Source organism: Streptomyces scopuliridis (genome assembly GCF_042790125.1).
In the GTDB taxonomy this organism is placed as follows: domain Bacteria; phylum Actinomycetota; class Actinomycetes; order Streptomycetales; family Streptomycetaceae; genus Streptomyces; species Streptomyces scopuliridis_A.
The window spans coordinates 61,484-86,454 of record NZ_JBHTZS010000026.1; the positions used below are offsets into that span (position 1 = coordinate 61,484).

At 71.4% G+C, this 24,971-nt stretch carries 28 protein-coding genes and 1 riboswitch; of the genes, 15 read left to right on the plus strand and 13 right to left on the minus strand.

From position 1 onward, the window contains the following. Positions 1-134 precede the first annotated feature (134 nt). The 7 genes from ACFRKB_RS29955 to ACFRKB_RS29985 all read right to left on the minus strand — a co-directional run bounded on the left by ACFRKB_RS29955 (position 135) and on the right by ACFRKB_RS29985 (position 5,187). Entirely contained in the window at positions 135-899 is a 765-nt protein-coding gene (locus tag ACFRKB_RS29955; RefSeq protein ID WP_383109702.1) for an urease accessory protein UreD, read from the minus strand. Further along, the gene (gene ureG / locus ACFRKB_RS29960; protein WP_030349817.1) at positions 896-1,573 is read right to left on the minus strand and encodes an urease accessory protein UreG; all 678 of its coding nucleotides are present in this window, start codon (positions 1,571-1,573) and stop codon (positions 896-898) included. Before ureG ends, ACFRKB_RS29955 begins: the two co-directional genes overlap by 4 nt. A 54-nt stretch (positions 1,574-1,627) precedes the next feature. Then, on the minus strand, positions 1,628-2,302 hold the full coding sequence (locus tag ACFRKB_RS29965; protein WP_383109704.1) for an urease accessory protein UreF: 675 nt from the start codon (positions 2,300-2,302) through the stop codon (positions 1,628-1,630). Next, positions 2,302-4,023 (minus strand): urease subunit alpha, encoded by a 1,722-nt coding sequence (locus ACFRKB_RS29970; protein ID WP_383109705.1) that lies wholly within the window; start codon positions 4,021-4,023, stop codon positions 2,302-2,304. The genes ACFRKB_RS29965 and ACFRKB_RS29970 overlap by 1 nt, the downstream gene beginning before the upstream one ends. Continuing rightward, on the minus strand, positions 4,016-4,327 hold the full coding sequence (locus ACFRKB_RS29975; RefSeq protein WP_383109706.1) for an urease subunit beta: 312 nt from the start codon (positions 4,325-4,327) through the stop codon (positions 4,016-4,018). Before ACFRKB_RS29975 ends, ACFRKB_RS29970 begins: the two co-directional genes overlap by 8 nt. Positions 4,328-4,343: 16 nt before the next feature. Next, positions 4,344-4,646 carry an urease subunit gamma gene (locus ACFRKB_RS29980; RefSeq protein WP_383109707.1) on the minus strand — a complete coding sequence of 101 codons (303 nt, stop codon included), beginning with the start codon at positions 4,644-4,646 and terminating at the stop codon, positions 4,344-4,346. A 226-nt stretch (positions 4,647-4,872) separates the two neighbouring features. Next, the gene (locus tag ACFRKB_RS29985) at positions 4,873-5,187 is read right to left on the minus strand and encodes a type II toxin-antitoxin system Phd/YefM family antitoxin (protein WP_383109709.1); all 315 of its coding nucleotides are present in this window, start codon (positions 5,185-5,187) and stop codon (positions 4,873-4,875) included. 253 nt (positions 5,188-5,440) lie between these two features. Between ACFRKB_RS29985 and ACFRKB_RS29990 the strand changes: the two genes are divergently transcribed. Then, positions 5,441-6,088 carry an ATP-dependent Clp protease proteolytic subunit gene (locus tag ACFRKB_RS29990; protein ID WP_383109710.1) on the plus strand — a complete coding sequence of 216 codons (648 nt, stop codon included), beginning with the start codon at positions 5,441-5,443 and terminating at the stop codon, positions 6,086-6,088. A 330-nt stretch (positions 6,089-6,418) separates the two neighbouring features. Then, a riboswitch (cyclic di-AMP (ydaO/yuaA leader) is annotated at positions 6,419-6,599 on the plus strand. 3 nt (positions 6,600-6,602) lie between these two features. Next, positions 6,603-7,076 carry a C40 family peptidase gene (locus tag ACFRKB_RS29995; protein ID WP_383109711.1) on the plus strand — a complete coding sequence of 158 codons (474 nt, stop codon included), beginning with the start codon at positions 6,603-6,605 and terminating at the stop codon, positions 7,074-7,076. A 117-nt stretch (positions 7,077-7,193) separates the two neighbouring features. Here the strand turns inward: ACFRKB_RS29995 and ACFRKB_RS30000 are convergent, their stop codons facing one another. Next, positions 7,194-7,625, minus strand: coding sequence for an ATP-binding protein (locus tag ACFRKB_RS30000; protein WP_383109712.1), 432 nt, complete (start codon positions 7,623-7,625; stop codon positions 7,194-7,196). 256 nt (positions 7,626-7,881) lie between these two features. Between ACFRKB_RS30000 and ACFRKB_RS30005 the strand changes: the two genes are divergently transcribed. Both ACFRKB_RS30005 and ACFRKB_RS30010 read left to right on the plus strand, forming a co-directional pair. Beyond that, positions 7,882-8,736 carry a helix-turn-helix domain-containing protein gene (locus ACFRKB_RS30005; RefSeq protein ID WP_383109713.1) on the plus strand — a complete coding sequence of 285 codons (855 nt, stop codon included), beginning with the start codon at positions 7,882-7,884 and terminating at the stop codon, positions 8,734-8,736. An 8-nt stretch (positions 8,737-8,744) separates the two neighbouring features. Next, entirely contained in the window at positions 8,745-8,951 is a 207-nt protein-coding gene (locus tag ACFRKB_RS30010) for a DUF397 domain-containing protein (RefSeq protein WP_383109714.1), read from the plus strand. 4 nt (positions 8,952-8,955) lie between these two features. Here ACFRKB_RS30010 and ACFRKB_RS30015 read toward each other — a convergent pair whose 3' ends face one another. Continuing rightward, positions 8,956-10,107, minus strand: a complete 1,152-nt coding sequence (locus ACFRKB_RS30015; RefSeq protein WP_383109716.1) for an 8-amino-7-oxononanoate synthase — start codon at positions 10,105-10,107, stop codon at positions 8,956-8,958. Between the two features lie 142 nt (positions 10,108-10,249). On the opposite strand from ACFRKB_RS30015, the gene bioB reads away from it, so the two are divergent. The 8 genes from bioB to purB all read left to right on the plus strand — a co-directional run bounded on the left by bioB (position 10,250) and on the right by purB (position 18,890). After that, entirely contained in the window at positions 10,250-11,395 is a 1,146-nt protein-coding gene (bioB, locus tag ACFRKB_RS30020; protein WP_383109717.1) for a biotin synthase BioB, read from the plus strand. After that, positions 11,388-12,677: an adenosylmethionine--8-amino-7-oxononanoate transaminase gene (locus tag ACFRKB_RS30025; protein WP_383109718.1), complete on the plus strand. Its 1,290-nt coding sequence runs from the start codon at positions 11,388-11,390 to the stop codon at positions 12,675-12,677. The genes bioB and ACFRKB_RS30025 overlap by 8 nt, the downstream gene beginning before the upstream one ends. 3 nt (positions 12,678-12,680) lie before the next feature. Next, complete coding sequence (gene bioD, locus ACFRKB_RS30030) at positions 12,681-13,418, plus strand: dethiobiotin synthase (RefSeq protein WP_383109720.1); 738 nt, start codon at positions 12,681-12,683, stop codon at positions 13,416-13,418. Between the two features lie 72 nt (positions 13,419-13,490). Beyond that, positions 13,491-13,919 (plus strand): GNAT family N-acetyltransferase, encoded by a 429-nt coding sequence (locus tag ACFRKB_RS30035; RefSeq protein WP_383109721.1) that lies wholly within the window; start codon positions 13,491-13,493, stop codon positions 13,917-13,919. Between the two features lie 182 nt (positions 13,920-14,101). Then, the gene (locus ACFRKB_RS30040; RefSeq protein ID WP_383109722.1) at positions 14,102-15,439 is read left to right on the plus strand and encodes a hemolysin family protein; all 1,338 of its coding nucleotides are present in this window, start codon (positions 14,102-14,104) and stop codon (positions 15,437-15,439) included. After that, a complete protein-coding gene (locus ACFRKB_RS30045; RefSeq protein WP_383109779.1) occupies positions 15,439-16,452 on the plus strand; it encodes a hemolysin family protein in 1,014 nt (337 codons plus the stop codon). The genes ACFRKB_RS30040 and ACFRKB_RS30045 overlap by 1 nt, the downstream gene beginning before the upstream one ends. A 108-nt stretch (positions 16,453-16,560) precedes the next feature. After that, positions 16,561-17,397, plus strand: coding sequence for an SGNH/GDSL hydrolase family protein (locus ACFRKB_RS30050; protein ID WP_383109724.1), 837 nt, complete (start codon positions 16,561-16,563; stop codon positions 17,395-17,397). A 59-nt stretch (positions 17,398-17,456) separates the two neighbouring features. Next, a complete protein-coding gene (gene purB, locus ACFRKB_RS30055; protein ID WP_383109725.1) occupies positions 17,457-18,890 on the plus strand; it encodes an adenylosuccinate lyase in 1,434 nt (477 codons plus the stop codon). A gap of 66 nt (positions 18,891-18,956) precedes the next feature. On the opposite strand, the gene ACFRKB_RS30060 is transcribed toward purB, so the two are convergent. Beyond that, positions 18,957-19,685, minus strand: a complete 729-nt coding sequence (locus tag ACFRKB_RS30060; RefSeq protein WP_383109726.1) for a B3/B4 domain-containing protein — start codon at positions 19,683-19,685, stop codon at positions 18,957-18,959. A gap of 268 nt (positions 19,686-19,953) precedes the next feature. On the opposite strand from ACFRKB_RS30060, the gene ACFRKB_RS30065 reads away from it, so the two are divergent. Continuing rightward, a complete protein-coding gene (locus ACFRKB_RS30065; RefSeq protein WP_383109781.1) occupies positions 19,954-20,532 on the plus strand; it encodes a helix-turn-helix domain-containing protein in 579 nt (192 codons plus the stop codon). A gap of 155 nt (positions 20,533-20,687) precedes the next feature. On the opposite strand, the gene ACFRKB_RS30070 is transcribed toward ACFRKB_RS30065, so the two are convergent. Beyond that, positions 20,688-21,131, minus strand: a complete 444-nt coding sequence (locus ACFRKB_RS30070; RefSeq protein ID WP_383109728.1) for a winged helix-turn-helix transcriptional regulator — start codon at positions 21,129-21,131, stop codon at positions 20,688-20,690. Positions 21,132-21,263: 132 nt separating this feature from the next. Here ACFRKB_RS30070 and ACFRKB_RS30075 point away from each other — a divergent pair, with 132 nt between their 5' ends. Beyond that, positions 21,264-22,136: an aldo/keto reductase family oxidoreductase gene (locus ACFRKB_RS30075; RefSeq protein WP_383109729.1), complete on the plus strand. Its 873-nt coding sequence runs from the start codon at positions 21,264-21,266 to the stop codon at positions 22,134-22,136. 75 nt (positions 22,137-22,211) lie between these two features. Here ACFRKB_RS30075 and ACFRKB_RS30080 read toward each other — a convergent pair whose 3' ends face one another. Beyond that, positions 22,212-22,640 carry a hypothetical protein gene (locus tag ACFRKB_RS30080; protein WP_383109730.1) on the minus strand — a complete coding sequence of 143 codons (429 nt, stop codon included), beginning with the start codon at positions 22,638-22,640 and terminating at the stop codon, positions 22,212-22,214. 183 nt (positions 22,641-22,823) lie between these two features. Here ACFRKB_RS30080 and ACFRKB_RS30085 point away from each other — a divergent pair, with 183 nt between their 5' ends. After that, on the plus strand, positions 22,824-23,981 hold the full coding sequence (locus tag ACFRKB_RS30085; RefSeq protein ID WP_383109731.1) for an ROK family transcriptional regulator: 1,158 nt from the start codon (positions 22,824-22,826) through the stop codon (positions 23,979-23,981). A 29-nt stretch (positions 23,982-24,010) separates the two neighbouring features. Here ACFRKB_RS30085 and ACFRKB_RS30090 read toward each other — a convergent pair whose 3' ends face one another. After that, entirely contained in the window at positions 24,011-24,775 is a 765-nt protein-coding gene (locus ACFRKB_RS30090; protein WP_383109732.1) for a GntR family transcriptional regulator, read from the minus strand. Positions 24,776-24,971 lie beyond the last annotated feature (196 nt).

Sequence of the window (24,971 nt, forward strand, 5' to 3'; positions counted from 1 at the left end):
CCCCCTCTGTGATGCGCTGCCCGCGGCAACGCGTTCGATCGGACTCCCCGGGATCCTTTCGTCTGGGTAGCGGCTGAGAACAGGCCACGCGGCCATTTCTTTACCGAACCAATAACCGGTACGCCCTGTCCCGCTCAGCGGTACGCGGAGACGGATCCATGGGTCGGACGCGCGCACAGCACCTCGTCCAGGACCTGCCGCAGCCGCAGGGCGTCCGGGGCGACCGCCGTGACGAGCGCCGCGGGTCCGGCGAGCGGAGTGAGGACGGCGGTGTCGCCCAGCAGCCGGGGCTCCACCGGCTTCTCCTCGAACTCCGGTCCCACGAGCAGGAGTTGGCCGACGGCCCGATGGCCGCCGAGGACGGCTCCGCCGTCCCAGCCGCCGGCCGCGCCGGGTCCGTGGGCGAGTTCCTGGTCGAGCAGTGGACGTCCGGCGCGGTGGACGGTGAGCCGGGTCAGAAGCGTGCCGGGCTCTTCGCCGTGCCGGCCGAGGACCTGCTCGTCGCGCAGCACCAGCCAGGCGGTGGCGGCGAGTTCGACGCGGGTGCGCATCCGCAGATCGCTGCCGGACGCGGAGATGAGCTGCTCCGGAAGCCAGTGCAGCTCCGCGCCCTCCCCCACGGTGAGCCGCACGTCGTAGTGGGCCGGTTCGGTCAGGTCCCGTCCGGGCAGGGCGACGGTCGCCGCCGCCGCGTCCACGGTGAGCCGCGCGCCGTCCCGTACGTCCGCCTCGATCGCGAGCCGGTCGCCGCCGAGCGGTGCGCTCATCGCGCCGACGACGGTGACCCGGGCACCTGGCCCGGTGGCACGGGTGCGGCGCAGCGCCAGCGGTCCCTCACCGGTCAGTACGGGCAGTCCGCCGGGGGTGGCGACGATACGGGCGGTGGCGTGGACGCTCATGCGGTCCAGGCGGCGAGCCGCGCCAGCACCCAGTCCGTGACCGGCCGCACCCCGTCCTCGCCCGTCAACGAGGTGAAGGCGACGGGCAGTTCACCGCGCTGCTCCTTGGCGTCGCGGGCCATCCGGCCGAGGTCGGAGCCGACGTACGGCGCGAGGTCCGTCTTGTTGATCACGAGCAGATCGGCGGTGGTGACCCCGGGCCCGCCCTTGCGCGGGATGTCGTCGCCGCCCGCCACGTCGATCACGAAGATCTGCGCGTCCACGAGGCCCTTGGAGAAGGTCGCGGTGAGGTTGTCGCCGCCGGACTCGACAAGGATCAGGTCGAGCGGTCCGACGGCGTCCTCCAGATCCTCGACGGCCTCCAGGTTGGCGGAGATGTCGTCACGGATCGCGGTGTGCGGACAGGCGCCGGTCTCGACGGCCTGGATGCGCTCGGGGGGCAGTACCGCGTGCCGGAGCAGGAACTCGGCGTCCTCGCGGGTGTAGATGTCGTTGGTGACGACGGCGAGTGACAGCCGGTCGCGCAGAGTGCGGCAGAGCGCGGCGACGGTCGCCGTCTTGCCCGAGCCGACGGGTCCGCCGAGTCCGATACGGAGAGCGCGCCGCCTGCCGTCGGGGCGCAGGGCGTCTGCGCTGACGGCGGCCGGGCCCGAGTGGCTGTGGTCGAGATGCATGGTGCGGCTCCTGTCGGGGAGGTACGGGAAGAGGATGCCGGGACGTGTGGTCCGTTACGAGGCGAACAGCCGCACCGGCCACCCCGCGTGCGCCTCCGCGGTGATGTCGAGCAGCGGCGCCGAGGCGGCGGGCAGCGCGTCGAGACCGTCCCGCGCCGCCCGCCCCGCCAGCTCCGTGGCCCGCCCGGCGACCCGGTCGAGTTCGGGGGCGAGACGGGCGAGGACGGCGGTGGCCTCGAAGGGGTCGAGACCGAGCAGCCGTACGGCCGCGGTCGCGGGGCCGCTGACCGTTTCGTACCCGGCGCAGTACGCGGCGTCCTCGGGCGCGAGCCCGGCGGAGCGGGCGGTGAGGCCGAGGACGACCGGCTGGTGCGCGCCGCGCGGCCGGGCGGCGGCGAGCGCGTCGAGTTCGCCGCCGGGCCAGGTGGCGCGGGCGGCGCGCATCAGCTGCCGGCCGAGTTTGCGCGCGGTCGCCCGGAGCGCGGGTGAGGGGGTACGGGCGTCGGCGGCCTCGTCGAGTTCCAGCGGGTCGAGGCCCCCGGCCGCCGCGGCGGCGAGGGCCGCGGCGGTCAGTCCGGTGGTGTGCAGCCGGCCCCGGCAGAAGGCGGCCAGGCTGTGGGCGTCGTGGATCCGCCCCGCCCTGACGGCCGGTTCGGCCCCGCCCGAGTGGGCGTGACCGCCGGCGGGGAACCGGCCGTCGGCGAGCACGAGCAGTGCGGCGCGGTTCATCAGAACAGGAAGTAACGCTGGGCGAGCGGGAGTTCGGCGGCGGGCGCGGGCTCCACCGGCTCGCCGTCGATGGTCACCGTGAAGGTGTCGGCGTCGACCTCGACGCGCGGCAGTGCGTCGTTCTCCCGCATGTCCGCCTTGGTGACCCGCCGGGTGTTGCCGATCGGTGCGAACCTCTTCGCCAGGCCGAGGCGTTCGGGCAGCCCGTCCTCGATCGCCGCCTCCGCGACGAAGTTGACCGCACTCGCCGCCGCGGCGCGGCCCAGCGCGCCGAACATCGGCCGTGGCAGCACCGGTTGCGGGGTCGGGATGGAGGCGTTGGCGTCCCCCATCTGCGCGTAAGCGATCTGCCCGCCCTTGAGGACGAGTTGTGGCTTGACGCCGAAGAAGGCCGGGTCCCAGAGCACCAGATCGGCGAGCTTGCCGGTCTCGACGGAGCCGATCTCCCGGTCGAGTCCTTGGGCGACCGCCGGGTTGATGGTGTATTTGGCGACATAGCGGCGGGCACGGTGGTTGTCGGCGCGGCCGTCGCCGGGCAGTGCGCCGCGGCGCTTCTTCATCACATGCGCGGTCTGCCAGGTGCGCGTGATCACCTCACCGACACGCCCCATGGCCTGGGAGTCGGAGGAGATGATCGAGATGGCTCCGAGGTCGTGCAGGATGTCCTCGGCCGCGATGGTGGAGGGCCGGATTCGGGACTCCGCGAAGGCGAGATCCTCGGGCACGGCCGGGTTGAGGTGGTGGCAGACCATCAGCATGTCGAGGTGTTCCTCGATGGTGTTGACGGTGTGCGGCCGGGTCGGGTTGGTGGAGCTGGGCAGTACGTACGGCTCGCTGACCACCGTGATGATGTCGGGAGCGTGCCCGCCGCCCGCGCCCTCGGTGTGGTACGCGTGGATGGTGCGCCCCGCGATGGCGGCGAGGGTGTCGCCGACGAAGCCCGCCTCGTTCAACGTATCGGTGTGGATGGCGAGTTGGGCGCCGGACTCCTCGCACACCCGCAGACAGGCGTCGATGACGGCGGGGGTCGCGCCCCAGTCCTCATGGATCTTGAATCCCAGTGCTCCGCCGCGCAGTTGGGCGCGCATCGAGTCCTGGGACATCGTGTTGCCCTTGCCAAGCAGCCCGATATTGACGGGGAACGTCTCCAGCGCCTCGAACATCCGCGCGAGATGCCAGGCCCCCGGGGTGATGGTGGTGGCTTTGGTGCCCTCGGCCGGTCCGGTGCCACCGCCCACGAGAGTGGTGACTCCCGTCGCCAGCGCCTGGTCGACGATGGTCGGCGAGATGAAGTGGACATGCGCGTCGATCGCGCCGGCGGTGACGATCTTCCCGTTGCCGGCGATCACTTCGGTCTCGGGCCCGATGACCAGCTCGGGATGGACACCGTCCATGGTGTCGGGGTTGCCGGCCTTGCCGATCCCGGTGATCCGGCCGTCCCGTACCCCGATGTCGGCCTTGACGATGCCCCAGTGGTCGATGATCAGAGCGCCGGTGATCACGGTGTCGGGCGCGCCCTCGGCCCGGGTCGTACGGGACTGGCCCATCGACTCGCGGATCACCTTGCCGCCGCCGAACACCGCCTCGTCCCCGGCGAGTCCCGGCCCGCCGGAGCGGTCCTCCTCGATCTCGACGAGCAGATCGGTGTCGGCGAGCCGGAGCCGGTCGCCGGTGGTGGGGCCGAACAGATCGGCGTATCCGGCGCGGGACAGCTCAGTCATCGAGGGGACCTCCGGTCTCTCCCCGCAGGCCCGGTACGACGCGCAGACCGGTGAGGGGGACGAGTGCGACAGCGACGGGGACGCCGGGCTCGAAGCGCACGGCGGTGCCGGCGGCGATATGCAGCCGCTTGCCGCGCGCGGCGGCCCGGTCGAACTCCAGCCCCGGGTTGGCCTCGGCGAAGTGGTAGTGGGAGCCGACCTGGACCGGCCGGTCGGCGGTGTTGAGAACGGTGAGCGCGGTGACCTCGCGGCCCTCGTTGAGGGCGATCGGCCCGTCGGCGTACAGGATCTCTCCGGGAATCATCGGCGGCGCTCCCCCGTCAGACGATCGGGTCGTGGACGGTGACGAGCTTCGTACCGTCCGGGAAGGTGGCCTCCACCTGGACGTCATGGATCATCTCGGGGATGCCTTCCATGACATCGTCGCGGCCGAGCACCGTGCGTCCCGAGGCCATGAGCTCGGCGACGGTACGGCCGTCCCTGGCGCCTTCGAGGATGTGCGAGGTGATCAGGGCGACCGCCTCGGGGTGGTTGAGCCGCAGTCCGCGTTCCCTGCGCCTGGTCGCGACATCCGCGGCCACATGGATGAGCAGACGCTCCTGCTCGTGCGGGGTCAAGTGCACGCTTCCACCTCATCGTCTCCGGCCCGGGGCCGGCCGGGCGCGTCAGCTCCCGGCCAACTTCAACATTCCGTTGAACTGTGATCGTGGCGTTCACAGTCGGGCATTGCACGGTAGGGCGGAAGTTTTTCCAACGCGTTAACTGATCTTTTGCCGGCCCATGGCCGGCAACCTCGGCCGAGGGCATCGGCCCGCGTCGTATCGCGAGTCGTATACGGAGCCGGCCGCGTCACCTGCCGGGGCCCGGGGGCCGGTCGCCGCCCTCCGGGCCGTGGTGGTCCGGCCGGTGCTCCGCCGCGATCCCGAACCGCCGCCGCTCACCGGGGGCGGACGGTACGGGCCGGATGGCCGAGACCGAACTGATCACCTGCTCCTCGGGCGCGTCGGGCTCGCTCTCAAGCCGTTCCAGGTCGGCGGCGGAGACCAGCGCGACCAGTGGCTTGCCGTGCCGGGTCACCACCACGCGCTCACCGCTGTAGACCACGCGGTTGATCAGATCGGCGAGCTCTGCCCGGGCTTGCGTCACCGGAATCTCGTAGGCCATGTCCCCCAGCTTAAGAGGACGACACGCCATGAACCCGCGATCGGCTCACCCGGCCCGGCGGCGGGCGGGGCGCGGGGAGCGCACCCGCAGCATCGCTTCCCGCCTGCTCCATTCGACCCAACGCGCCCACGGCGACGCCCTCTTGCCCAGCGCCTCCCCCGCATACCCCGCACCAGACTTCTGTACGTCCTGTACATTTTCTACAGGGGTCCACAGAGACCCGCGGAGACCCGCGTACGAGGAGAGGCACGCCATGAACCGTCCTTCAGCCCGCTACGTCCTGCCCGAGTTCACCGAGCGGACGACCAACGGGACCCGCACCCTCGACCCGTACTCCAAGCTCCTCGAAGAGCGGATCATCTTCCTCGGCACCCCGGTCGACGACACCGCGGCCAACGATGTGATCGCGCAGTTCATCCACCTCGAATACGCCGCGCCCGACCGGGACATCTCGCTCTACATCAACTCCCCCGGCGGCTCGATCAGCGCCATGTCCGCAATCTACGACACGATGCAGATCGTCACCTGCGATGTGGAGACCATCTGCCTCGGACAGGCGGCTTCGACCGCCGCCGTACTGCTGGCCGCCGGGGCTCCGGGCAAGCGGATGGCGCTGCCCGGCGCGCGGCTCGTCCTCCAGCAGCCCGCCATCGAGGAGCCGCTCCAGGGGCAGCCGTCCGATCTGGCGATCCACGCGCAGGAGATGCTCCGGCTGCGGTCCCTGCTCACGTCCATGCTGGCGCGGCACACCGGGCAGAGCACGGAGCGGATCACCGAGGACATCGAGCGCGACACGATCTTCGACGCGCCGGCCGCCCGGGCGTACGGGCTGCTCGACCACGTCGTACAGAACCGCAGGACGACCCTCAGCACGACACGCGACCCCTTCGGCGCGCGGTGAACGCCCGCGCCGACACGGCGACACGTTCCCGTATGGACGCCACCCATACGGGAACGGCTCGCACATTCGGCGTATGAACTGACTGGCCGAGTACGGGGGGTCAAGTTGCGCGGAGCGACCGGATGCGCGAAGCACCCCGAACTCCCCTGCGGATACGGCCCTCATCAGGGCTCACGCCCCCGGCGCGACACACCCCTGCGCCACCCTTTCGGATCATCGGTGACGAACTTCACATATCGTCGTTTCGTCTCGGATATCCACCTGTGCGTGCGTCAAGATCCCTGGGACGACAAGCCCCCGCCACCGCGACGGGGCGGTCCGGGCGGACGCCGAGTCCTGCCGCCGCACCGGATGCAGGTCGACAGGATGGATCGGCAGGAGTGGAGGACCCAGCAGTGCGGGACGACGCCCGGTGTGGTCGTCCCTCGGGGTGAAGCCGTGAGAGCGGCCGGGCAACTTCGCCAGCCCGAACCCGACAGGTCATCCTTCACAGGCGGCTGACGAAGGGTTGCGCATGACCGCGCAGACGAATGTCCCGTCTCTGCTGTCCAGGACCGGTGCGGTTTCGGTCCTCACACTCGCCGCGCTCGGCGGCACGATGCTCGTGCCCGGCGCCACGTCCGAGGCCGAGGCCGCCACGCGCGCGGTCAAGGCCCTCAAGATCGCCGCCTCGAAGGAGGGCTCCCCGTACCGGTGGGGAGCGACAGGGCCCCATCGCTTCGACTGCTCGGGGCTGACGCTCTACTCGTTCAAGAAGGTCGGCAAGAAGCTCCCCCGCACGGCCCAGCAGCAGTACAACTCGTCCCGACATATCGCGCCCTCCCAACGGCGCAAGGGGGACCTGGTGTTCTTCCACTGGGGCGGCTACGTCTACCACGTCGGGATCTACGCCGGCAGGGGAAAGATCTGGCACTCGCCGAAGACCGGGGCGCTGGTACGGCTGGAGCGGATCTGGTCCCCGAGCGTCATGTACGGCCGGGTGAGCTGACCCCCGGCCGCCGGCACCGGCCCTCAACGAGCCACAGCCCCCGCACGTAAGGGCGCTGACGACGCGTCGGAGGGGCTGTCCACGCCCCGGCGGGGACAGCCCCAGGACGGCCCCCGGTCAGCTGGAGACCGGGACCGTCCACGGCAGGACGATCCAGACCGTCTTGCCACCCTCCGCGGTCGGGGTGACCGTGAGCTGTCCCCCCTGCTCCGCGGTGAGCGAACGGACGATCACCATGCCGCGGCCGTTGTCCTGCTGCACGGCCGCGGGCAGCCGTTGCGGCCAGCGCGGATGGCTGTCGGTGACGCCGACGCGCAGCTGCTCGTCGCGTTCGAGCCTGATCTCCACGGTGAACGTGGGCGACTGGCCGAAGGTGTGCTGCACCGCGTTGGTGGCCAGTTCCGAGACGATCAGCCGTACCGTCTCGGCCATGTCCTCCCGCGCCGGCAGCCCCCACTCGGCCAGCAGGTCCACGACGTATCTTCGCGCCGCGGTGACCGAGGCGGGATCGCTCGGCAGGGTGATGGATGCTTCCTGGTGGTCTGCCATGGCGACGCCGTCCCTTTCCCGCCGGGCCTGGCTCCGGCACAGAGCGAATGACTGCGCGGACGGCCTCGGACCGTGCTTCGCGCCAGCCTGCCACTGATGGTGCCGTTCCCAGAGCCGATCCACCGAGATCTGCATATATCTGTCGCTCAAAGCGGTGAACTCTGCAACGCGAGACCGTATTTGGGCGCCGAAAAGATATCTTCTCCGCCGCGGCGCCCGAGGGCGCGACGAACACAGGGCGGAGAGGCAATCATTCATGCGGCATATTCCAGAGGTGCGCCGGCGCAGGCTCGGTGAGGAATTGCGCAAGCTGCGGCAGAGCGCGGGGCTGACGAGCGGCCAGACCGCGCGGCTGCTCGGCTGGCACCAGTCGAAGGTCAGCCGGATCGAGACGGGCGTCAGCGGGGTGAAGGACGAGGATCTGGCCGGGCTGCTCGACGCGCTCGGCATCACCGATCCGCAACTGCGGCTGCTGCTGGGCGCGTTGGCCGGAACCACCAGCAACGGTCAGGGCTGGTGGATGGCGTACGGCGGGGTGATCCCGCCCCAGTACCGGGACTTCATCAGCCTGGAGTCCCAGGCCCGCACCGCGCGCACGCTGGAGACTTCCGTGGTCCCGGGGCTGCTCCAGACCCCCGCGTACGCCCGTGCCGTGACCCGCGCCGCGCTCGGCCAGATGCCCGCCGCGACCGTCGACTCCCTGGTCGAGGTGCGGCTCGCCCGCCAGGAGGTGCTGCGCACCGGCATACCCCTGGAGTTGCACGCCGTGCTGGACGAGGCCGTACTGCGCCGTCAGGTGGGCGGGCCCGGGGTGATGCGGGAGCAGTTGCTACGGCTGTCGGAGCTGGCCCGTCTTCCCCATGTCCGTCTTCAGGTGCTGCCGTTCACGGCCGGTGGCTATGTGGGACTCAACGGCCCTTTCGTTATCTTCCAGTTTCCGCACATTACCGATCTGGATTTGGTCGTTCTCGACCATTTGACGAATAGCCTCTATCTGGAGCGGAAAGAAGACCTTGAGGCGTACTGCGCGGCGTTCGGCACTATGCAGGCGCATGCCCTCTCGACCGAGGATTCATTGGATCTCATCGCCGGGATCGGTGACGGCGCCTAGGGAGCATCATGACCCCCCACCTGACATGGCCATCCGCATGGCATCGCAGCAGCTACAGCACCGGCGCGAACAACTGCGTGGAGTGCGCCCCCGATGAGGCGGGCGGACTGGCCGTACGTGACTCCAAGGACGTGGCCCGACCCCATCTGTTCTTCTCGGCGGGCGCCTGGACCTCCTTCGTCTCCGCGCTGCGTGAGGAGGCCCCGGCGCGCTGACCGCTCAGCTCGCGCCCCCGGGTGCGAGCGCGACGATCGTGTCGACCGCCGTGCCGATCTGCTGGTCCGTCAGGTCGGCACGGGCGGTGAGCCGGATCCTGGAGATGCCGTCGGGCACCGACGGCGGACGGAAGCACCCCACGGCCAGCCCCGCCGCACGGCACTCCGCGGCCCAGCGCACGGCCGCCTCGGGCGACGGCGCCCGTACGGAGACCACGGCGGCGTCCGGTCGCACGGCCGTCAGGCCCGCCCCGGTCAGCAGCCGGTGCAGCGTACGGGCCACCTCGCGCGCCCGGTCCGCTCTGGCGGGCTCCCGGCGCAGCAGCCGCAGACTCTCCAGCGCGCCGCCGACCGCCGCCGGCGCCAGACCGGTGTCGAAGATGAACGTACGGGCCGCGTTGACGAGATGGCCGATGACCCGTGCCGGGCCGAGTACCGCGCCGCCCTGGCTGCCCAGGGACTTGGAGAGCGTGACGGTGGCCACCACCCCGTCCGCGCCGGCGATGCCCGCCGCGTCCGGCGCGCCCCGGCCCCCCGTGCCGAGCACCCCCAGTCCGTGCGCGTCATCGACGAGCAGGGCCGCGCCGCGGGTACGGCAGACCTCGGCCAGCTCCCCGAGCGGCGCCGCGTCACCGTCCACCGAGAACACCGCGTCGCTCACCACGAGCGCCCGCCGTCCGGCGTGCGCGTCGAGTGTCTTGCGTACGGCCTCGGGTTCGGCGTGCGGTACGACCACGGTCTCGGCACGCGAGAGCCGGCAGCCGTCGACGATCGAGGCGTGATTGCCCGCGTCGGACAGCAGCAGCGAGTCGCGGGCCGTGAGCGCGGTGAGGGCGGCCAGATTGGCCGCGTAGCCGGAGGAGAGGACGAGCGCGGCCTCGAAGCCGCAGAACGCGGCCAGTTCACGTTCCAGTTCGGCGTGCAGCTCGGTGCTGCCGGTGACCAGCCGGGAGCCGGTGGCGCCGGCGCCCCAGCGGCGCGCGGCCTCCGCCGCCGCGCCGGTCACCGCGGGATGGCGGGTGAGTCCCAGATAGTCGTTGCTCGCCAGATCGAGCAGTCCGGATTCGGCCGGGCGCGGCCGGAGCGTACGGACCAGTCCCGACCGTTCACGGCGGCGGGCCTCGTCGTCGGTCCAGTCGAAGGGGTCGCGCTCCATGGTCCGGTCCTTTTGTAGGCAGCGCACAGACCTTAACCGGGTCGCGACCGGGTCAGGGTGTGGTCATACACACACGTCGTTCCGGCGGTGTTGTGGAGTTCCTCCTTTTCCCGGACGTCCTCGATGGGCGAGGATCAGCACCATGGACCTGCTGAACACGCTGGTGGAGAAGGGCCTGCGGCGCGAGCTGCCGACCCGCGAAGAAGCGCTCGCCGTACTGGCGACCTCCGACGACGATCTGCTCGAAGTGGTGGCCGCGGCCGGGAAGGTGCGCCGTCAGTGGTTCGGGCGGCGGGTGAAGCTCAACTATCTGGTCAACCTGAAGTCCGGGCTGTGCCCCGAGGACTGCTCGTACTGTTCGCAGCGGCTCGGCTCCAAGGCCGAGATCCTCAAGTACACCTGGCTGAAGCCCGACGAGGCGTCGAAGGCGGCCGCCGCCGGAGTGGCGGGCGGGGCGAAGCGGGTCTGTCTGGTCGCGAGCGGCCGGGGTCCGACGGACCGCGATGTCGACCGGGTCTCGCAGACCATCGAGGCGATCAAGGAGCAGAACGAGGACGTCGAGATCTGCGCCTGCCTCGGGCTGCTCTCGGACGGCCAGGCGGAGCGGCTGCGGGCCGCGGGCGCCGACGCGTACAACCACAACCTCAATACGTCCGAGGGCACGTACGGCGACATCACCACCACCCACACCTTCGCCGACCGGGTGGACACGGTGCGGCGGGCGCAGACCGCCGGGCTGTCCGCGTGTTCGGGACTGATCGCGGGCATGGGGGAGAGCGACGCGGATCTGGTCGATGTCGTCTTCTCGCTGCGCGAGCTGGACCCCGACTCGGTGCCGGTCAACTTCCTGATCCCGTTCGAGGGGACGCCGCTCGCCAAGGAGTGGAACCTCACCCCGCAGCACTGTCTGCGCATTCTGGCCATGACGCGGTTCGTCTGCCCGGATGTGGAGGTCAGGCTCTCGGGCGGGCGTGAGGTGCATCTGCGCTCGATGCAGCCCCTCGCGCTCCATCTGGTCAACTCGATCTTCCTCGGGGACTATCTCACCAGCGAGGGCCAGGAGGGCCGGGCGGACCTGGAGATGATCGCGGACGCGGGCTTCGAGGTGGAGGGCGCGGACACGACCACGCTGCCCGAGCACCGTCGCGAGGGATGCGGTCCGTGCGGATCGGGCGATTCCGGGCAGTCCGCTCCGGCTGAACCGGCCACGAACACCGGGGCGCCCCGTACGGACCTGGTGGCGGTACGCCGCCGCGGCGCCGGTACCGACCTGGCGCCCAATGCCTGACACGGCTCCCGGCGAACTGCTGGCCCTGGACCGGGCCCATGTCTGGCATCCGTACGGCCCCATGCCCGGCCGTGCCGAACCGCTGGTCGTGGAGTCCGCGTCCGGGGTACGGCTGCGGCTCGCCGAACCCGCCCAGGGACAGCGCGAGTTGGTCGACGGAATGTCGTCCTGGTGGTCGGCGATCCATGGCTACAACCACCCCGTGCTCAACGCGGCGGCGCACGGCCAGCTGGACCGGATGAGCCATGTGATGTTCGGCGGGCTCACCCATGAGCCCGCCGTGCGGCTCGCGGCACTGCTCGTCGACATCACCCCGGAGCCGCTGCGCCATGTGTTCCTCGCCGACTCGGGCTCGGTGTCGGTGGAGGTCGCGGTGAAGATGTGCCTCCAGTACTGGCGTTCGGTGGGCCGCCCGGCGAAGCGGCGGCTGCTGACCTGGCGGGGCGGCTACCACGGCGACACATGGCAGCCGATGTCCGTGTGCGACCCGGACGGCGGGATGCATGACCTCTGGTCGGGGGTGCTGCCCCGGCAGATCTTCGCGGACGCGCCGCCCGTCGAGTACGAGGAGCCGTACGCCGACGGCCTGCGCGCGCTCATCGCCCGCCACGCGGACGAACTGGCCGCGGTCATCGTCGAGCCGGTGGTCCAGGGCGCGGGCGGGATGCGCTTCCACTCCCCCGCGTATCTGCGGGTGCTGCGGGAGGCGTGCGACGAGCACGATGTGCTGCTGATCCTCGACGAGATCGCGACGGGGTTCGGGCGTACGGGGACGCTCTTCGCCGCCGAACAGGGCGGCGTCTCGCCCGATGTGATGTGTATCGGCAAGGCGTTGACCGGCGGGTATCTCACCATGGCGGCGACGCTGTGCACCTCACGGGTGGCCGAGGGCATCTCGCGCGGCGAGGTGCCGGTGCTCGCGCACGGACCGACGTTCATGGGCAATCCGCTGGCCGCGTCGGTCGCCCGCGCCTCGATCGAGCTGCTGCTCGGCCAGGACTGGGCGCGGGAGGTCAAGCGGATCGAGGCGGGCCTGCGGGAAGGGCTCGCGCCGGCCGCGTCCCTTCCCGGCGTCCGGGAGGTACGGGTGCTGGGCGCCATCGGCGTCGTCCAGCTGGACCACGCCGTGGACATGGAGGCCGCGACGCGGGCGGCGGTACGGGAGGGCGTATGGCTGCGGCCGTTCCGCGATCTCGTGTACACCATGCCGCCGTATGTCACGGATGACCACGATGTCGAACGGATCTGCCGCGCGGTGACGGCGGCGGCGAGAGAGGGCTGAAGCATGCCGGTGCTGATCGTGACGGGAACCGGGACGGAGATCGGCAAGACCGTCGTCACGGCCGCGGTGGCCGCGGTCGCGCTGGCCCGTGGGCGTACGGTCGCGGTGCTCAAGCCCGCGCAGACGGGCCTTGTCCCGGATGAGACAGGTGACGCGGCGGAGGTCGCGCGGCTGGCGGGGCCGGTCACGGCCGTCGAACTGGCGCGGTTCCCCGACCCGCTGGCCCCGGAGACCGCGGCGCGGCGGGCCGGCGCGGCGCCGGTGGGGCCCGCCGAGATCGCCGACGCGGCCGGGAAGCTGGCCGCCGAGCACGATCTGGTGCTGGTCGAGGGCGCGGGCGGACTGCTCGTACGGTTCGACGAGACGGGCGCGACGCTCGCGGACGCGGCCCGGCAGCTGGGGGCGCCGGTGCTGGTGGTGGCCCCCGCCGGGCTCGGCACGCTCAATATGACGGCGCTGACGGCGGAGGCGCTGCGGGCGAGGTCGCTGACGCTCGAAGGCGTCGTGATCGGCAGCTGGCCGGCCGCGCCCGACCTCGCCGCGCGCTGCAATCTGGCGGATCTGCCGCGGTCGGCGGGCGCGCCGCTGCTGGGCGCGGTCCCGGAGGGCGCGGGCGCGCTGGCTCCCGCGGAGTTCCGGGAGCGCGCGGAGTCCTGGCTGGCGCCCCGGCTGGACGGACGGTGGGACGCGCACACGTTCGCGCGGGAAGCGGACGCGCCGGGGGCCGCCGGAACCGCGTAGCGGCCGGGGCGGCTCGGCCACGGAGCGGAATCCGTTCGACCGGGCCGTACGACCGGTGGTGGGATCGCCGGTATGAACGATTACCGGATACGGGCCGCGACGCCGGCCGACCTCGACGCGGTGCTGGCCTTCTGGAAGGACGCCGCGGAGGGCACCAGCATCACGGACGACCGCGACGGCATCGAGCGGCTGGTGGCCCGCGACCCCGAGTCCCTGATCCTCGCGGAGCGAGACGGCGCGCTCGCGGGCACGGTCATCGCGGGTTTCGACGGCTGGCGCTGCCATCTCTACCGGCTCGCGGTCCATCCGGACCAGCGGCGCCTGGGCATCGGCAGGGCGCTGCTGACGGCGGCGGAGGAGCGCTTCGTACGGCTGGGCGGACGGCGTGGCGACGCGATGGTGCTGGACGGCAATGAACGGGCGCACCATGCCTGGCGGGCGTCCGGCTACGGCCCTCAGCCGCAGTGGACCCGCTGGGTGAAGCCGCTCGCGGACGGCTGATCCGTCGGCAGCGCGCGGGCCCGCCTCGCGCGCTGCCGGGCAGTCGGTGCCGGGCAGTCGGTGCCGGGCAGTCGGTGCCGGGCAGTCGGTGCCGGGCAGTCGGTGCCGGACGGTCGGTGCCGGACGGCCGATGTCGCGCGGTCCTCCCCTCGCTGACCGATCATGGGACGGAGGTGGAATCGATGACCGAGGTGCTTCTGCTCGTCGTGGCGGTGCTGCTCTCGCTCGCCTGCGGAGCCTTCGTGGCGGCGGAATTCTCCCTCACCACCGTCGAGCGCGGGGAGCTGCAGCGGGCCGCCGAGCGCGGGGAGCGGGGCGCCTCGGGGGCGCTGAAGGCCGTACGGAGCCTCACGTTCCAGCTCTCCGGTGCCCAGCTCGGGATCACCGTCACCAATCTGGTCGTGGGCATGCTCTCCGAGCGCTCCATCGCGAAGCTGATCCGCGGACCGGTCGTGGCCGTGGGGCTGTCCCCCTCCGTCGCCTCCTCGGTGGCGCTGGTGATCGGTACGGCCCTGTCGACCGTCTTCCTGATGGTCGTCGGCGAGCTGGTTCCGAAGAACTGGGCGATCTCGTCGCCGCTGGCCGTCGCCAAGGTGGTGGCCACCCCTCAGCGGTACTTCACGGCGACGTTCCGGCCGTTCATCGGCCATCTCAACAACACCGCGAACCGGATCGTGCGCGGCTTCGGTCTCGAACCCACCGAGGAGCTCGCCTCCGCCCGCGGCCCCCAGGAACTGGCCGCCCTGGCACGGCACTCCGCGAAGGAGGGCGCGCTGGAGGCGGACACCGCCGAGCTCTTCGTACGGACGCTCAGCCTGTCCGCGCTGACCGCCGAGAACGTGATGACCCCCCGGGTGCAGGTGATGGCCCTCGACATACGCGCCACGGCGGAGGACGTCGCCAACGCCAGCCGCGCCACCGGCCTGTCGCGCTTCCCCGTCTACCGGGGCAGCCTCGACACCGTCGTCGGCACCGTCCACATCAAGGACGTACTGACGGTCCCCGCCGAGGGGCGGCCACGGCAGCCGGTCGCCGGTCTGCTGCGCGAACCGCTGCTGGTACCGGAGAGCCTGACGGTGGACCATCTGCTCGACCGGCTGTCGGGCGGCGCCACGATGGCCGTCGTCATCGACGAGTACGGCGGGACAGCGGGCGTCGCGACACTGGAGGACATCGTCGAGGAGGTCGTCGGCGAGGTGCGCGACGAGCATGATCCGCAGGAGACCCCCGGTCTGGCCCTGCTGGGCGAGGACGCGGAGGGTCATGGGCTCTGGTCGGCTGACGGCGCGGCGCGGGCCGACCAGCTGAGCGCCGTGGGGCTGCGGATGCCGGAGGGGCCCTACGAGACGCTCGCCGGTCTGGTCGCCACGGAGCTGGGACGTATCCCCGCCGAGGGCGACCGGCTCGAACTGGACGGCTGGGAGCTGGAGGTGGTGGACGCGACGGGCCGGCGCGCGGCCCGGCTGCTGCTGCGCGCGCCCCTCCCGGCGGCCGGGGACAACGGTGAGGAGAAGGGATGATCACCGCGCTCCAGTTGTTCATCGGTCTGCTGACGCTGGTCGTCAACGCCTTCTTCGTCGCGTCCGAGTTCGCCCTGATCTCCGTACGCCGCAGCCAGATCGAGCCGGAGGCGGAAGCCGGCAACCGGCGGGCGCACAGCGTCATCTGGGGCCTGGAGCATGTGTCGGCGCTGCTGGCGGCGGCGCAGCTGGGCATCACGCTGTGCACGCTGGTGCTCGGTATCGTCGCCGAGCCGGCCATCGCGCATCTGCTGGAGCCGGTCTTCGACGCGGTGGGGGTGCCGCACGGTCTGGTGCATGTGATCTCGTTCGTGATCGCGCTCACCGTGGCCACGTATCTGCACATGCTGCTCGGCGAGATGGTGCCGAAGAACGTCGCCCTGGCCGGTCCCGCGCGGGCGGCGCTGCTGCTCGGCCCGCCGCTGGTCGCGCTGGCGCGGGCGCTGCGCCCGGTGATCTTCACGGTCAACGCCTTCGCCAACGCGCTGCTGAAACTGCTTCGGGTGCAGACGAGGGACGAGGTGACCGCCACCTTCTCCGACGACGAACTGGCCCGGCTGGTCACGGACGCAGGCCACGCGGGGCTCCTGGACGACCGCGCGGCCGAGCGGCTGCACGACGCGCTGGAGCTGGGGCGCCGGCCGGTGCGCGATGTGGTGATGCCGCTGGAGGGGGTGGTCACCGCGCGGCTCGGGATCACCCCGGAGGGGCTGGAACGCCTGGCGGCCGAGACCGGATTCTCGCGCTTCCCGGTGGTGGACACCTCACGGCGGATCCTGGGCTATCTCCATGTGAAGGACGCGCTGGACGCCGTACCGCGCGACGGACCGTTCCCCGTCCAGGGAATGCGGGCGATCGCGCGCGTACGGGCCACGACGCCGATGGACGACGTACTGACGGCGTTGCGCCGCAGCCGTACGCATCTGGCGGCGGTCGAGGACGACGAGGGCAGGCTCGAAGGGCTGGTGACGATGGAGGACGTCCTGCGCGAGCTGGTCGGCAGGCACGCCTAGGGCGTGTTGCGAAAGTCCCGCCTGGCCCGCGACGCCCTGAGGGCGGACGGCGCTAGGCCCGAACCCCCGGCAGGGGCGGTCCATACCGAGCGGTACGATCGCTCCGCCATGGAGATGAATGCCAGCTACACCAGTTTCGTCGCGGTCGGTGATTCCTTCACCGAGGGCATGTCCGACCTCCTCCCCGACGGCTCGTACCGCGGCTGGGCGGATCTGCTCGCCGCGCGGCTCGCGGCCCGTACCCCAGGGTTCCGGTACGCGAATCTCGCCGTACGCGGAAAGCTCATCGGCCAGATCGTCGCGGAACAGGTGGACATCGCCGCCGCGATGGCACCGGACCTGGTGACGCTGGTCGGCGGGCTCAATGACACCCTGCGGCCGAAGGTCGACATGGGGCGGGTGCGCGGACTGCTCACCGAGGCGGTGGAACGGCTCGCCCCGGCCTGCGGACAGCTGGTGCTGATGCGCAGCCCCGGCCGCGACGGCCCGGTGATGGAGCGGTTCCGGCCGCGGATGGAGGAGCTGTTCTCCCTCGTGGACGAACTGGCCGCGCGCCATGGCGCGCTCGTCGTCGATCTGTACGGGGCGCCGGTGCTCGGTGATCAGCGGCTGTGGGACGCGGACCGGCTGCATCTCACGGGCGAGGGCCACCGCCGGGTCGCCGAGGCCATCTGGCAGACGCTGGGGCTGGACGCCGAGGACGACTGGCGCGCCGAGCTGCCGCCGGCCGTGCCCGTGGGGTGGCCCGCACGGCGGACGAGCGACATCCGGTTCGCCCGGCAGCATCTCGGGCCCTGGATCATGCGCCGGGTCACCGGACGCTCATCGGGGGACGGGCGGCCCGCGAAGCGGCCGGAGCTGCTGCCGTACGGGACACCGGAGCGCGACATACCGGGACCCGGCGCCGCACCCGCGCCCGACGCGGGCCCGCGGGGGCTCTCGTAGCAAGCCACAAGAACGCCCGCGGCGCCGGCCTGCACAAACCGCCTATAGAATTCCTTCACGTGACTGCCAAGCCTCGTATCCCCAATGTCCTTGCCGGCCGCTACGCCTCGACGGAGCTGGCCGTGCTGTGGTCCCCCGAGCAGAAGGTGAGGCTGGAGCGTCAGCTGTGGCTCGCCGTGCTGCGGGCCCAGCGGGACCTCGGGATCGAGGTGCCGGAGTCCGCGCTCGCCGACTACGAACGCGTCCTCGACCAGGTCGATCTGGCATCGATCGCCGAGCGCGAGAAGGTCACCCGGCACGATGTGAAGGCGCGGATCGAGGAGTTCAACGCGCTCGCCGGACACGAGCAGGTCCACAAGGGGATGACGTCCCGCGATCTGACGGAGAACGTCGAACAGCTCCAGATCCGGCTCTCCCTGGAACTGATGCGGGACCGTACGGTCGCGGTGCTGGCCCGTCTCGGCAAGCTCGCCGGCGAGTACGGGGAGCTGGTCATGGCCGGCCGCTCGCACAACGTCGCCGCGCAGGCCACCACGCTCGGCAAGCGCTTCGCGACCGCCGCGGACGAACTGCTCGTCGCGTACGGACGTCTGGACGACCTGCTCGGCCGCTACCCGCTGCGCGGGATCAAGGGCCCGGTCGGTACCGCGCAGGACATGCTCGACCTGCTCGGCGGTGACACCGCGAAACTGGCCGAGCTGGAGCGCCGTATCGCCGGCCACCTGGGCTTCGCCCAGTCCTTCACCTCGGTCGGCCAGGTGTATCCCCGCTCGCTCGACTACGACGTGGTGACCGCGCTGGTGCAGCTCGCGGCGGCGCCGTCCTCGGTGGCGAAGACGATCCGGCTGATGGCCGGGCACGAACTGGTCACCGAGGGCTTCAAGCCCGGCCAGGTCGGCTCCTCCGCGATGCCCCACAAGATGAACACGCGCTCCTGCGAGCGGGTCAACGGCCTCATGGTGATCCTGCGCGGCTACGCGTCGATGACCGGCGAGCTGGCGGGCGACCAGTGGAACGAGGGCGATGTCTCCTGCTCGGTGGTCCGCCGGGTGGCGCTGCCCGACGCGTTCTTCGCCTTCGACGGGCTGCTGGAGACCTTCCTGACGGTCCTCGACGAGTTCGGCGCGTTCCCGGCGGTCGTGGCGCGCGAACTGGACCGCTATCTGCCGTTCCTGGCCACGACCAAGGTGCTGATGGGCGCGGTACGGGCCGGGGTGGGCCGCGAGTCCGCGCACGAGGTCATCAAGGAGCACGCCGTGGCCTCGGCCCTCGCGATGCGCGAACAGGGCGCCGAGCGCAACGAACTCCTCGACCGGCTGGCCGCGGACGACCGCATGCCGCTCGACCGGGCCGCGCTGGACGCGCTGATGGCGGACAAGCTCTCCTTCACGGGCGCGGCTGCGGACCAGATCGCGACGGTGGTGTCCCGCGTCGAGGAGATCGTGAAGCGCCACCCGGAGGCCGCGGGCTACACGCCTGGCTCGATCCTGTGACCTCAGGACGCGGCCCGGGGAACGCCCCTCTTCACCACCCTCACGAGCTGCCTCGGCGCGGACGGTTCACCGGCCGGAAGGTGCGTCCCACACGGTCGCACGGGGTTGTGCCGGGCTGAGGTAATGCACGGCTGTCCGGTCGGCGTGCAGGGCGAGCAGGCCCTGCAACTCGTGCGCGGCCGCCTTGAGGAGATCTCCGTCGCGCTCGGCGTGCAGGGTTTCGAGGACGAGGACGATGTGGGTGGAGTCCTCGGTGACGCGGGTGCGGTGGGCGTCGCGGTGGTTCCAGTGGCGGGTCAGGACGCCGGTGGTGTCCGCGTAGATGATCTCGCCGGGCCTGGGGTTCTCGACGGCGTCGGGTTCGCCGAGCGGGGTGAAGGATTCGGTGCCGTCCGCGTGCCGGATGTCGATGTCGCCGGTGACACGGTCCAGGTCGAAGGCGCCGGCGGGCAGGCCGTGACGGACGGAGACGGCGTTGTAGGAGTCGACGGCCTGGTTGATGCGCGGCAGTGTCCCCTTCTTGGCCAGGCGGCGGCCGAGCGCGTCGACGCTGGGGCGGATACGGCGGGGGTTGGTGCCGAAGGAACGGTAGGCGCTGTGCCACGCCTCGATACGGGGATCGGTCTCGTCGGCGGGCCGCCAGCTGCCGTCGGTGAGCTGCTGTTCCAGGTCCTCCAGGGCGGCGACGGTGTCGGGCCAGGGTTCACGGCCGCGCAGACCGGTGGCGGTGACCAGGGCGATAAGGGTGTCGGGGAAGTCGTCCGCGACGGCGGGGGCGATGCGGAAGGCGGGCATGGGCGGGGTTTCCGTTCTCTCTGTACGTGCCAGGGCGGGGGTCAGGGCTGCGGGCCGCGGGCTGCTCAGGTGAGGGCGAGGAGGCTGACGGCGATGGCGGCGGTGCCGAGCCCGACGAGCCGATCGAGGAAGTCGGCGCACCCGTAGGCGAGTGAGCTGCCAAGGGCCAGCAGCAGAGCGATCACGGTCCATCCCTTACCATTCACTGGAACGACCGAACGGTACAACGGATCGACCGGTCGATGTCAACCAGAGGATGGGGGAACAGATGGTCGAGGCGGCCGAGGCCCTGCGAACGGTGGCGCACAACGTCAAGGCGGCCCGTACGCGCGCCGGCCTGTCCCTGGACGAGCTCAGCCGACGCGCCCAGGTCAGCAAGGGTGCCCTGGTGGGACTGGAGAAAGCCCAGGGCAACCCCAACTTCGCCACCCTGGTGCGGCTGGCCGACACCCTCGGTATCTCGGTGTCCGCCCTGATGCAGGGACCGCCCGAGGGGCGCGTCCGCGTCGTGGCCGCCGATGCCGTCGCGCCACTGTGGACCGGCGAACAGGGCAGCGAGGCCCGGCTCATGCTGACGACCTCGGGCCCGGCCCCTGTCGAGGTCTGGCGCTGGCGACTGGAGCCGGACGAGGAATACCCGAGCCACCCGCACCAGGCGGGAGTCGTGGAAACCGTCAGCGTCACATCCGGCCGGATGACCCTGGTCGTCGACGGCACCGAGCACACCGTCGAAGCCGGACAGACCGCCACGTTCGACGGCGACGCCGCTCACACGTACCGCGGCGCGGGCACCGGGACCTGCCACCTGATCATGACGGTGCACCTGCCGCCGGGCCCCGCGGCGTGAGGCGGGCCGGGGGTCCACCTGCGGCCGGGGCCGGTGGTCGTGTGCGAGTGGTCGCCGGGTGACGCCGAGGTGCCGGTGGCCGCTGCCGGACATCGGAGTTCGATGTCGCCGCTCTCAGGCAGCGGCGGAGGCCATCCGGCTTGGGAATGGTGGTGTCAGGCGACGTCGGTGTCGTATGCCGAGCGGTTGGCGAGCACGTCGTCCATGTGCGTCTCGGCCCAGGATTTGAGGCCGCGCATCATCTGATGCAGCGACAGACCGAGGTCGGTCAGCTCATAGGAGACCGTGACGGGCACGGTGGGCACCACGGTGCGGGTGACGAGGCCGTCACGCTCCAAGGAGCGCAGTGTCTGAGTGAGCATCTTCTGGCTGACGCCCGCCAGCAGGCGGTGCAGCTCCGAGTAGCGCATCGGCCGTGGTTCACCGGCGCAGTCGGCGCCGAACTGATGCGAGCCGTCACTGCCGAGTGCGGCCAGGATCAGTGTGACCCATTTGTCGGAGATCCGGTCGAGCAGCTTGCGACTGGGACATGCCACCAGGAAAGCGTCATATTCGGCCTTGGCCTGCGCCTTCTTCTGAGCCTCCGTCGTCGTTGCCATCGACCGCTCCTTAAACCCGTGGGTGCCTTACGCACTCCGGAGTGCCTACTTCCCTTCAGGAAGCTACCCCACCCATAGTTGCGCAAGGAGCCGTTAGGCACCACCACCCACCTCAGCACGAAAGGCACGGGCATGAGCACCTTCTCCCCTTCGCTTCCCGGCGGCACCTGGCCCCTGGGTGACCTGACCGTCACCCGGTTCGGCTACGGCTCCATGCAGCTCGCCGGCCCCGGGGTCATGGGGCCGCCTGCCGACCCGGACCGCGCTCTCGCCGTCCTCCGCGATGTCGTCGACCTCGGAATCACCCATATCGACACAAGCGACGCCTACGGGCCGCGCGTGACCAACGAGCTGATCCGTACAGCGCTGCACCCGTACCCCGCGTCGCTGCACATCGTGACCAAGGTCGGCGCGACCCGCGACCAGCAGGGCGGCTGGCCCACGGCCCGAGAGCCCGAAGACCTGCGCCGCTCCGTCCACGAGAACCTTGACAACCTCGGCCTTGAGGCGCTCGACGTGGTCAACCTCCGGCTCGGCAACGCCGAGGGACCCCAGTCCGGCTCGCTCGCCGAGGCGTTCGAGACGCTGGTCGAACTCCAGCAGCAGGGCTTGATCCGGCACCTCGGTGTGAGCAACGCGACGGCGGAACAGGTCGCCGAGGCGCGGGCTATCGCGCCGATCGTGTGCGTGCAGAACATGTACAACCTCGCCTACCGCCAGGACGACGAGCTGATCGACATGCTCGCCGGAGAGGGGGTCGCCTATGTGCCCTTCTTCCCGCTCGGCGGCTTCAACCCGCTGCAATCCTCGGCGCTCTCGGCCGTGGCCGCCCGGTTGGATTCGACGCCGATGTCGGTCGCCCTGGCCTGGCTGTTGCAGCGGTCGCCGAATATCCTGCTGATTCCCGGCACGTCGTCGGTGGAGCACCTGCGCGAGAACGCCGCCGGCGCGGGACTCAGGCTCTCCGACGAGGAACTCGCCGACCTGGACAAGATCGGCCACTAGGGCTCTGTTCTCCGGCCCGTTGCCCACGACCGGCGACCGGCGACCGGCGACTGACCGTCCGTACGGCACGGTCGCCTACGGCGGATCCGTCTCGGTGACGGCCACCACGATACGGAACGGCCGCTCCCCGGCCGCGCCGTCCGGCCCCGCCTCCCCCGCCGCGCCCAGCGCGAGCCAGCGGCCCTCCCACCGCCACAGGTGGAGGTATTCGAAGCCGGCGCTCAACTCGCACCAGGGGTCCGGTATCTCCTCCCCCTCGACGACGCGTGTCCGCAGGCTCCAGAGGCTGATGTGGTGCGGCTCACCGAAGCGGGCGGTGAGAACGCCGGTCAGCGCGGTGTGCTCCGCACCGTGCTGACCGGCATCCGCCGCGCCGTCCCCCTCGAACAGCTCGGCGAGGTGGTAGCCGGGACCGCTTCTGCCCAGCTCGGTGGGGCCGCGCTCCGCGGGGAAGGCGCGGATACGCAGCAGCTCGATGACGGCGAGTTGCTGTGCGGTGGTCATGCCTCCAGTAAACCTGCGGGCACTGACAATTGGCTGCCCGTCAGATGACCCGGACCTGTCCGGAGCCACCGGCCCCTGCCACTCTGTTCAGCCGCGGGGCCATGCGGTGGCACACGCCACTCGCAGCACCGGCGGGCACCGAGTAACATCCGCCTACACGCGCACGAGCTGGGAGGAAACACCGTGGAGCGGCTGACCGGTGGAGACCCTTCGCTCCTGCGGCGGATCAACTCCGCGGTGGTGCTCCATTCCCTGCGGGACGCCGGTGATCTCACGCTGACGGATCTGACACGGATCACGGGCCTCTCCCGGCCGACGGTCGAGGGCGTGGTGGAAGGTCTGATCGAAACGGGCCTGGTCGTGGAGTCGGCGCCGGCGGAGGGCGGGACCCGTAAGCAGGGCCGCCCGGCGCGCCGGTTCCGGTTCCGGGCCGAGGCCGGATATCTGCTGGGCATCGAGATCGGGCCGCATCGCGTGGCCGCGCTGATCTCCGGGCTGGACGGCCGGATCATCGGCGCCGGATCGCGTGTGGTCTCGGAGACGGCTGACGCGGACGAGCGCCTCGACCGCGTACGGCTGGTCGTCGCCGATGTGCTGCGCCGCACGGGGGTGTCGCGCGGCTCGCTGCGCGCGGTCGGGGTCGGCAGCCCCGGCATCGTGGAGGCCGACGGGACGGTACGGCTGGGCACGGCGCTGCCGCAGTGGACGGGGCTGCCGCTCGGCGAACGGCTGCGGCGCTCGTTCCGCTGTCCGGTGCTGGTGGAGAACGACGCCAACGCGGCGGCCGTGGCCGAGCAGTGGAAGGGCGCGGCCATCGACTCCGACGACATCGTCTTCGTACTGGCGGGGCTCAGCCCCGGGGCGGGCGCACTGATCGGCGGGCGGCTGCACCGCGGCTTCGGCGGCGCGGCCGGCGAGATCGGCGCGCTGCATCTGCTGGGGCGCGGCGCGACCCCGGAAACGCTGCTGTCGACGACGGACGAGCCGCTGCACCCGCTCGACGAGCAGGCGGTGGCGAAGGTCTTCGCCGACGCCAAGGGCGGGGACGTCCGGGCGCGGGAGGCCGTCGAACGGTTCACCCAGCGGCTGGTGCACGATGTGGCGGCGCTGGTGCTGGCGCTGGATCCGGAGCTGGTGGTGGTCGGCGGCTGGGCCGCCGGGCTCGACGGTGTGCTGGACCCGCTGCGCGACGAGCTCTCCCGCTTCTGTCTGCGCCCGCCGCGGGTGGCGCTCTCGCTGCTCGGCGAGGCGGCCGTGGCGACGGGCGCGCTGCGGCTGGCGCTCGACCATGTCGAGGAGCAGCTGTTCGCGGTGGAGGGTACGGTGACGGCCCGCCGCTGAGCGACGGGCCGCACACGGGACAAGGGGCTTCAGGACGCGCGGCGCTCCTGCGGCTCCTCGCTGATCTCCAGGTCGCCGGAGTCCCCGAAGGTGAGCCGGCAGGTGTCGGCGCGGTACGTGGCCACCGATACGGCGGCGGTACGGCCCGCCACGACATAGCGCGTCGTGACGACGAGGACGGGAGCGCCGGGCAGCCGGTCCAGCTCCCTGGCGTCGTCCGCGCGCGCGGAGCCCAGTTCCACGGCGCGGTCCTGGCCGTCGAGGCCGAGGCGCTGAAGCTCACGCAGGACGGCGCGGGCGCGCGCCGGGCCCTCGGGCGCGTCGATGGCCGACAGCTCGGGCACCGACGAGGCGGGGACGTAGAGCAGTTCCGCCGCGACGGACTGGCCGTGGGTGGAGCGGACCCTGCGGACGGTGTGGACCTCTTCGTCGGCGGCGGTCTCCAGCAGCCTGGCCACCGCGGCGGGCGCGGGCGCCCTGGCGCAGTCGACGGGCTGCCAGGCGTCCCGTACGGTGCCGGGCCATTCGTGCTGGGTGGTGGAGACGTCGACGCCCACGCGCGGCGGGGCGACGGTCGTACCGACGCCGCGGCGGCGCTGGAGCCGGCCTTCCAGCTCCAGCTGTTCGAGGGCCTGCCTGAGCGTGGCGCGGGCGACTCCGAACCGGGCGGCGAGGTCACGTTCGTTGGGCAGGACCTCCCCCACCGCGAAGTCGGAGTCGAGCGCTTCGCCGAGCACGGTCTTGAGGTGCCAGTACTTAGGCTCCGGCACTGCTTCCAGCTGCGTGGTCCCCACCCTGATCCTCCGCAATCGCCGTCTCTCCGGCGGGTTTTCCGTGCCCTTGTTTATTAAAGGTTCCTGCACTAAATAGCGACGATAGGACGGGCCATCCCGTTGGTCAAGACCAATCCTCCGTCGGTCACGGAGAGAAGTCACTCTCCGACTCAGGGTGTTCACAGTACGTTCGTACGCTGGTGAGGCGCGCGTGACA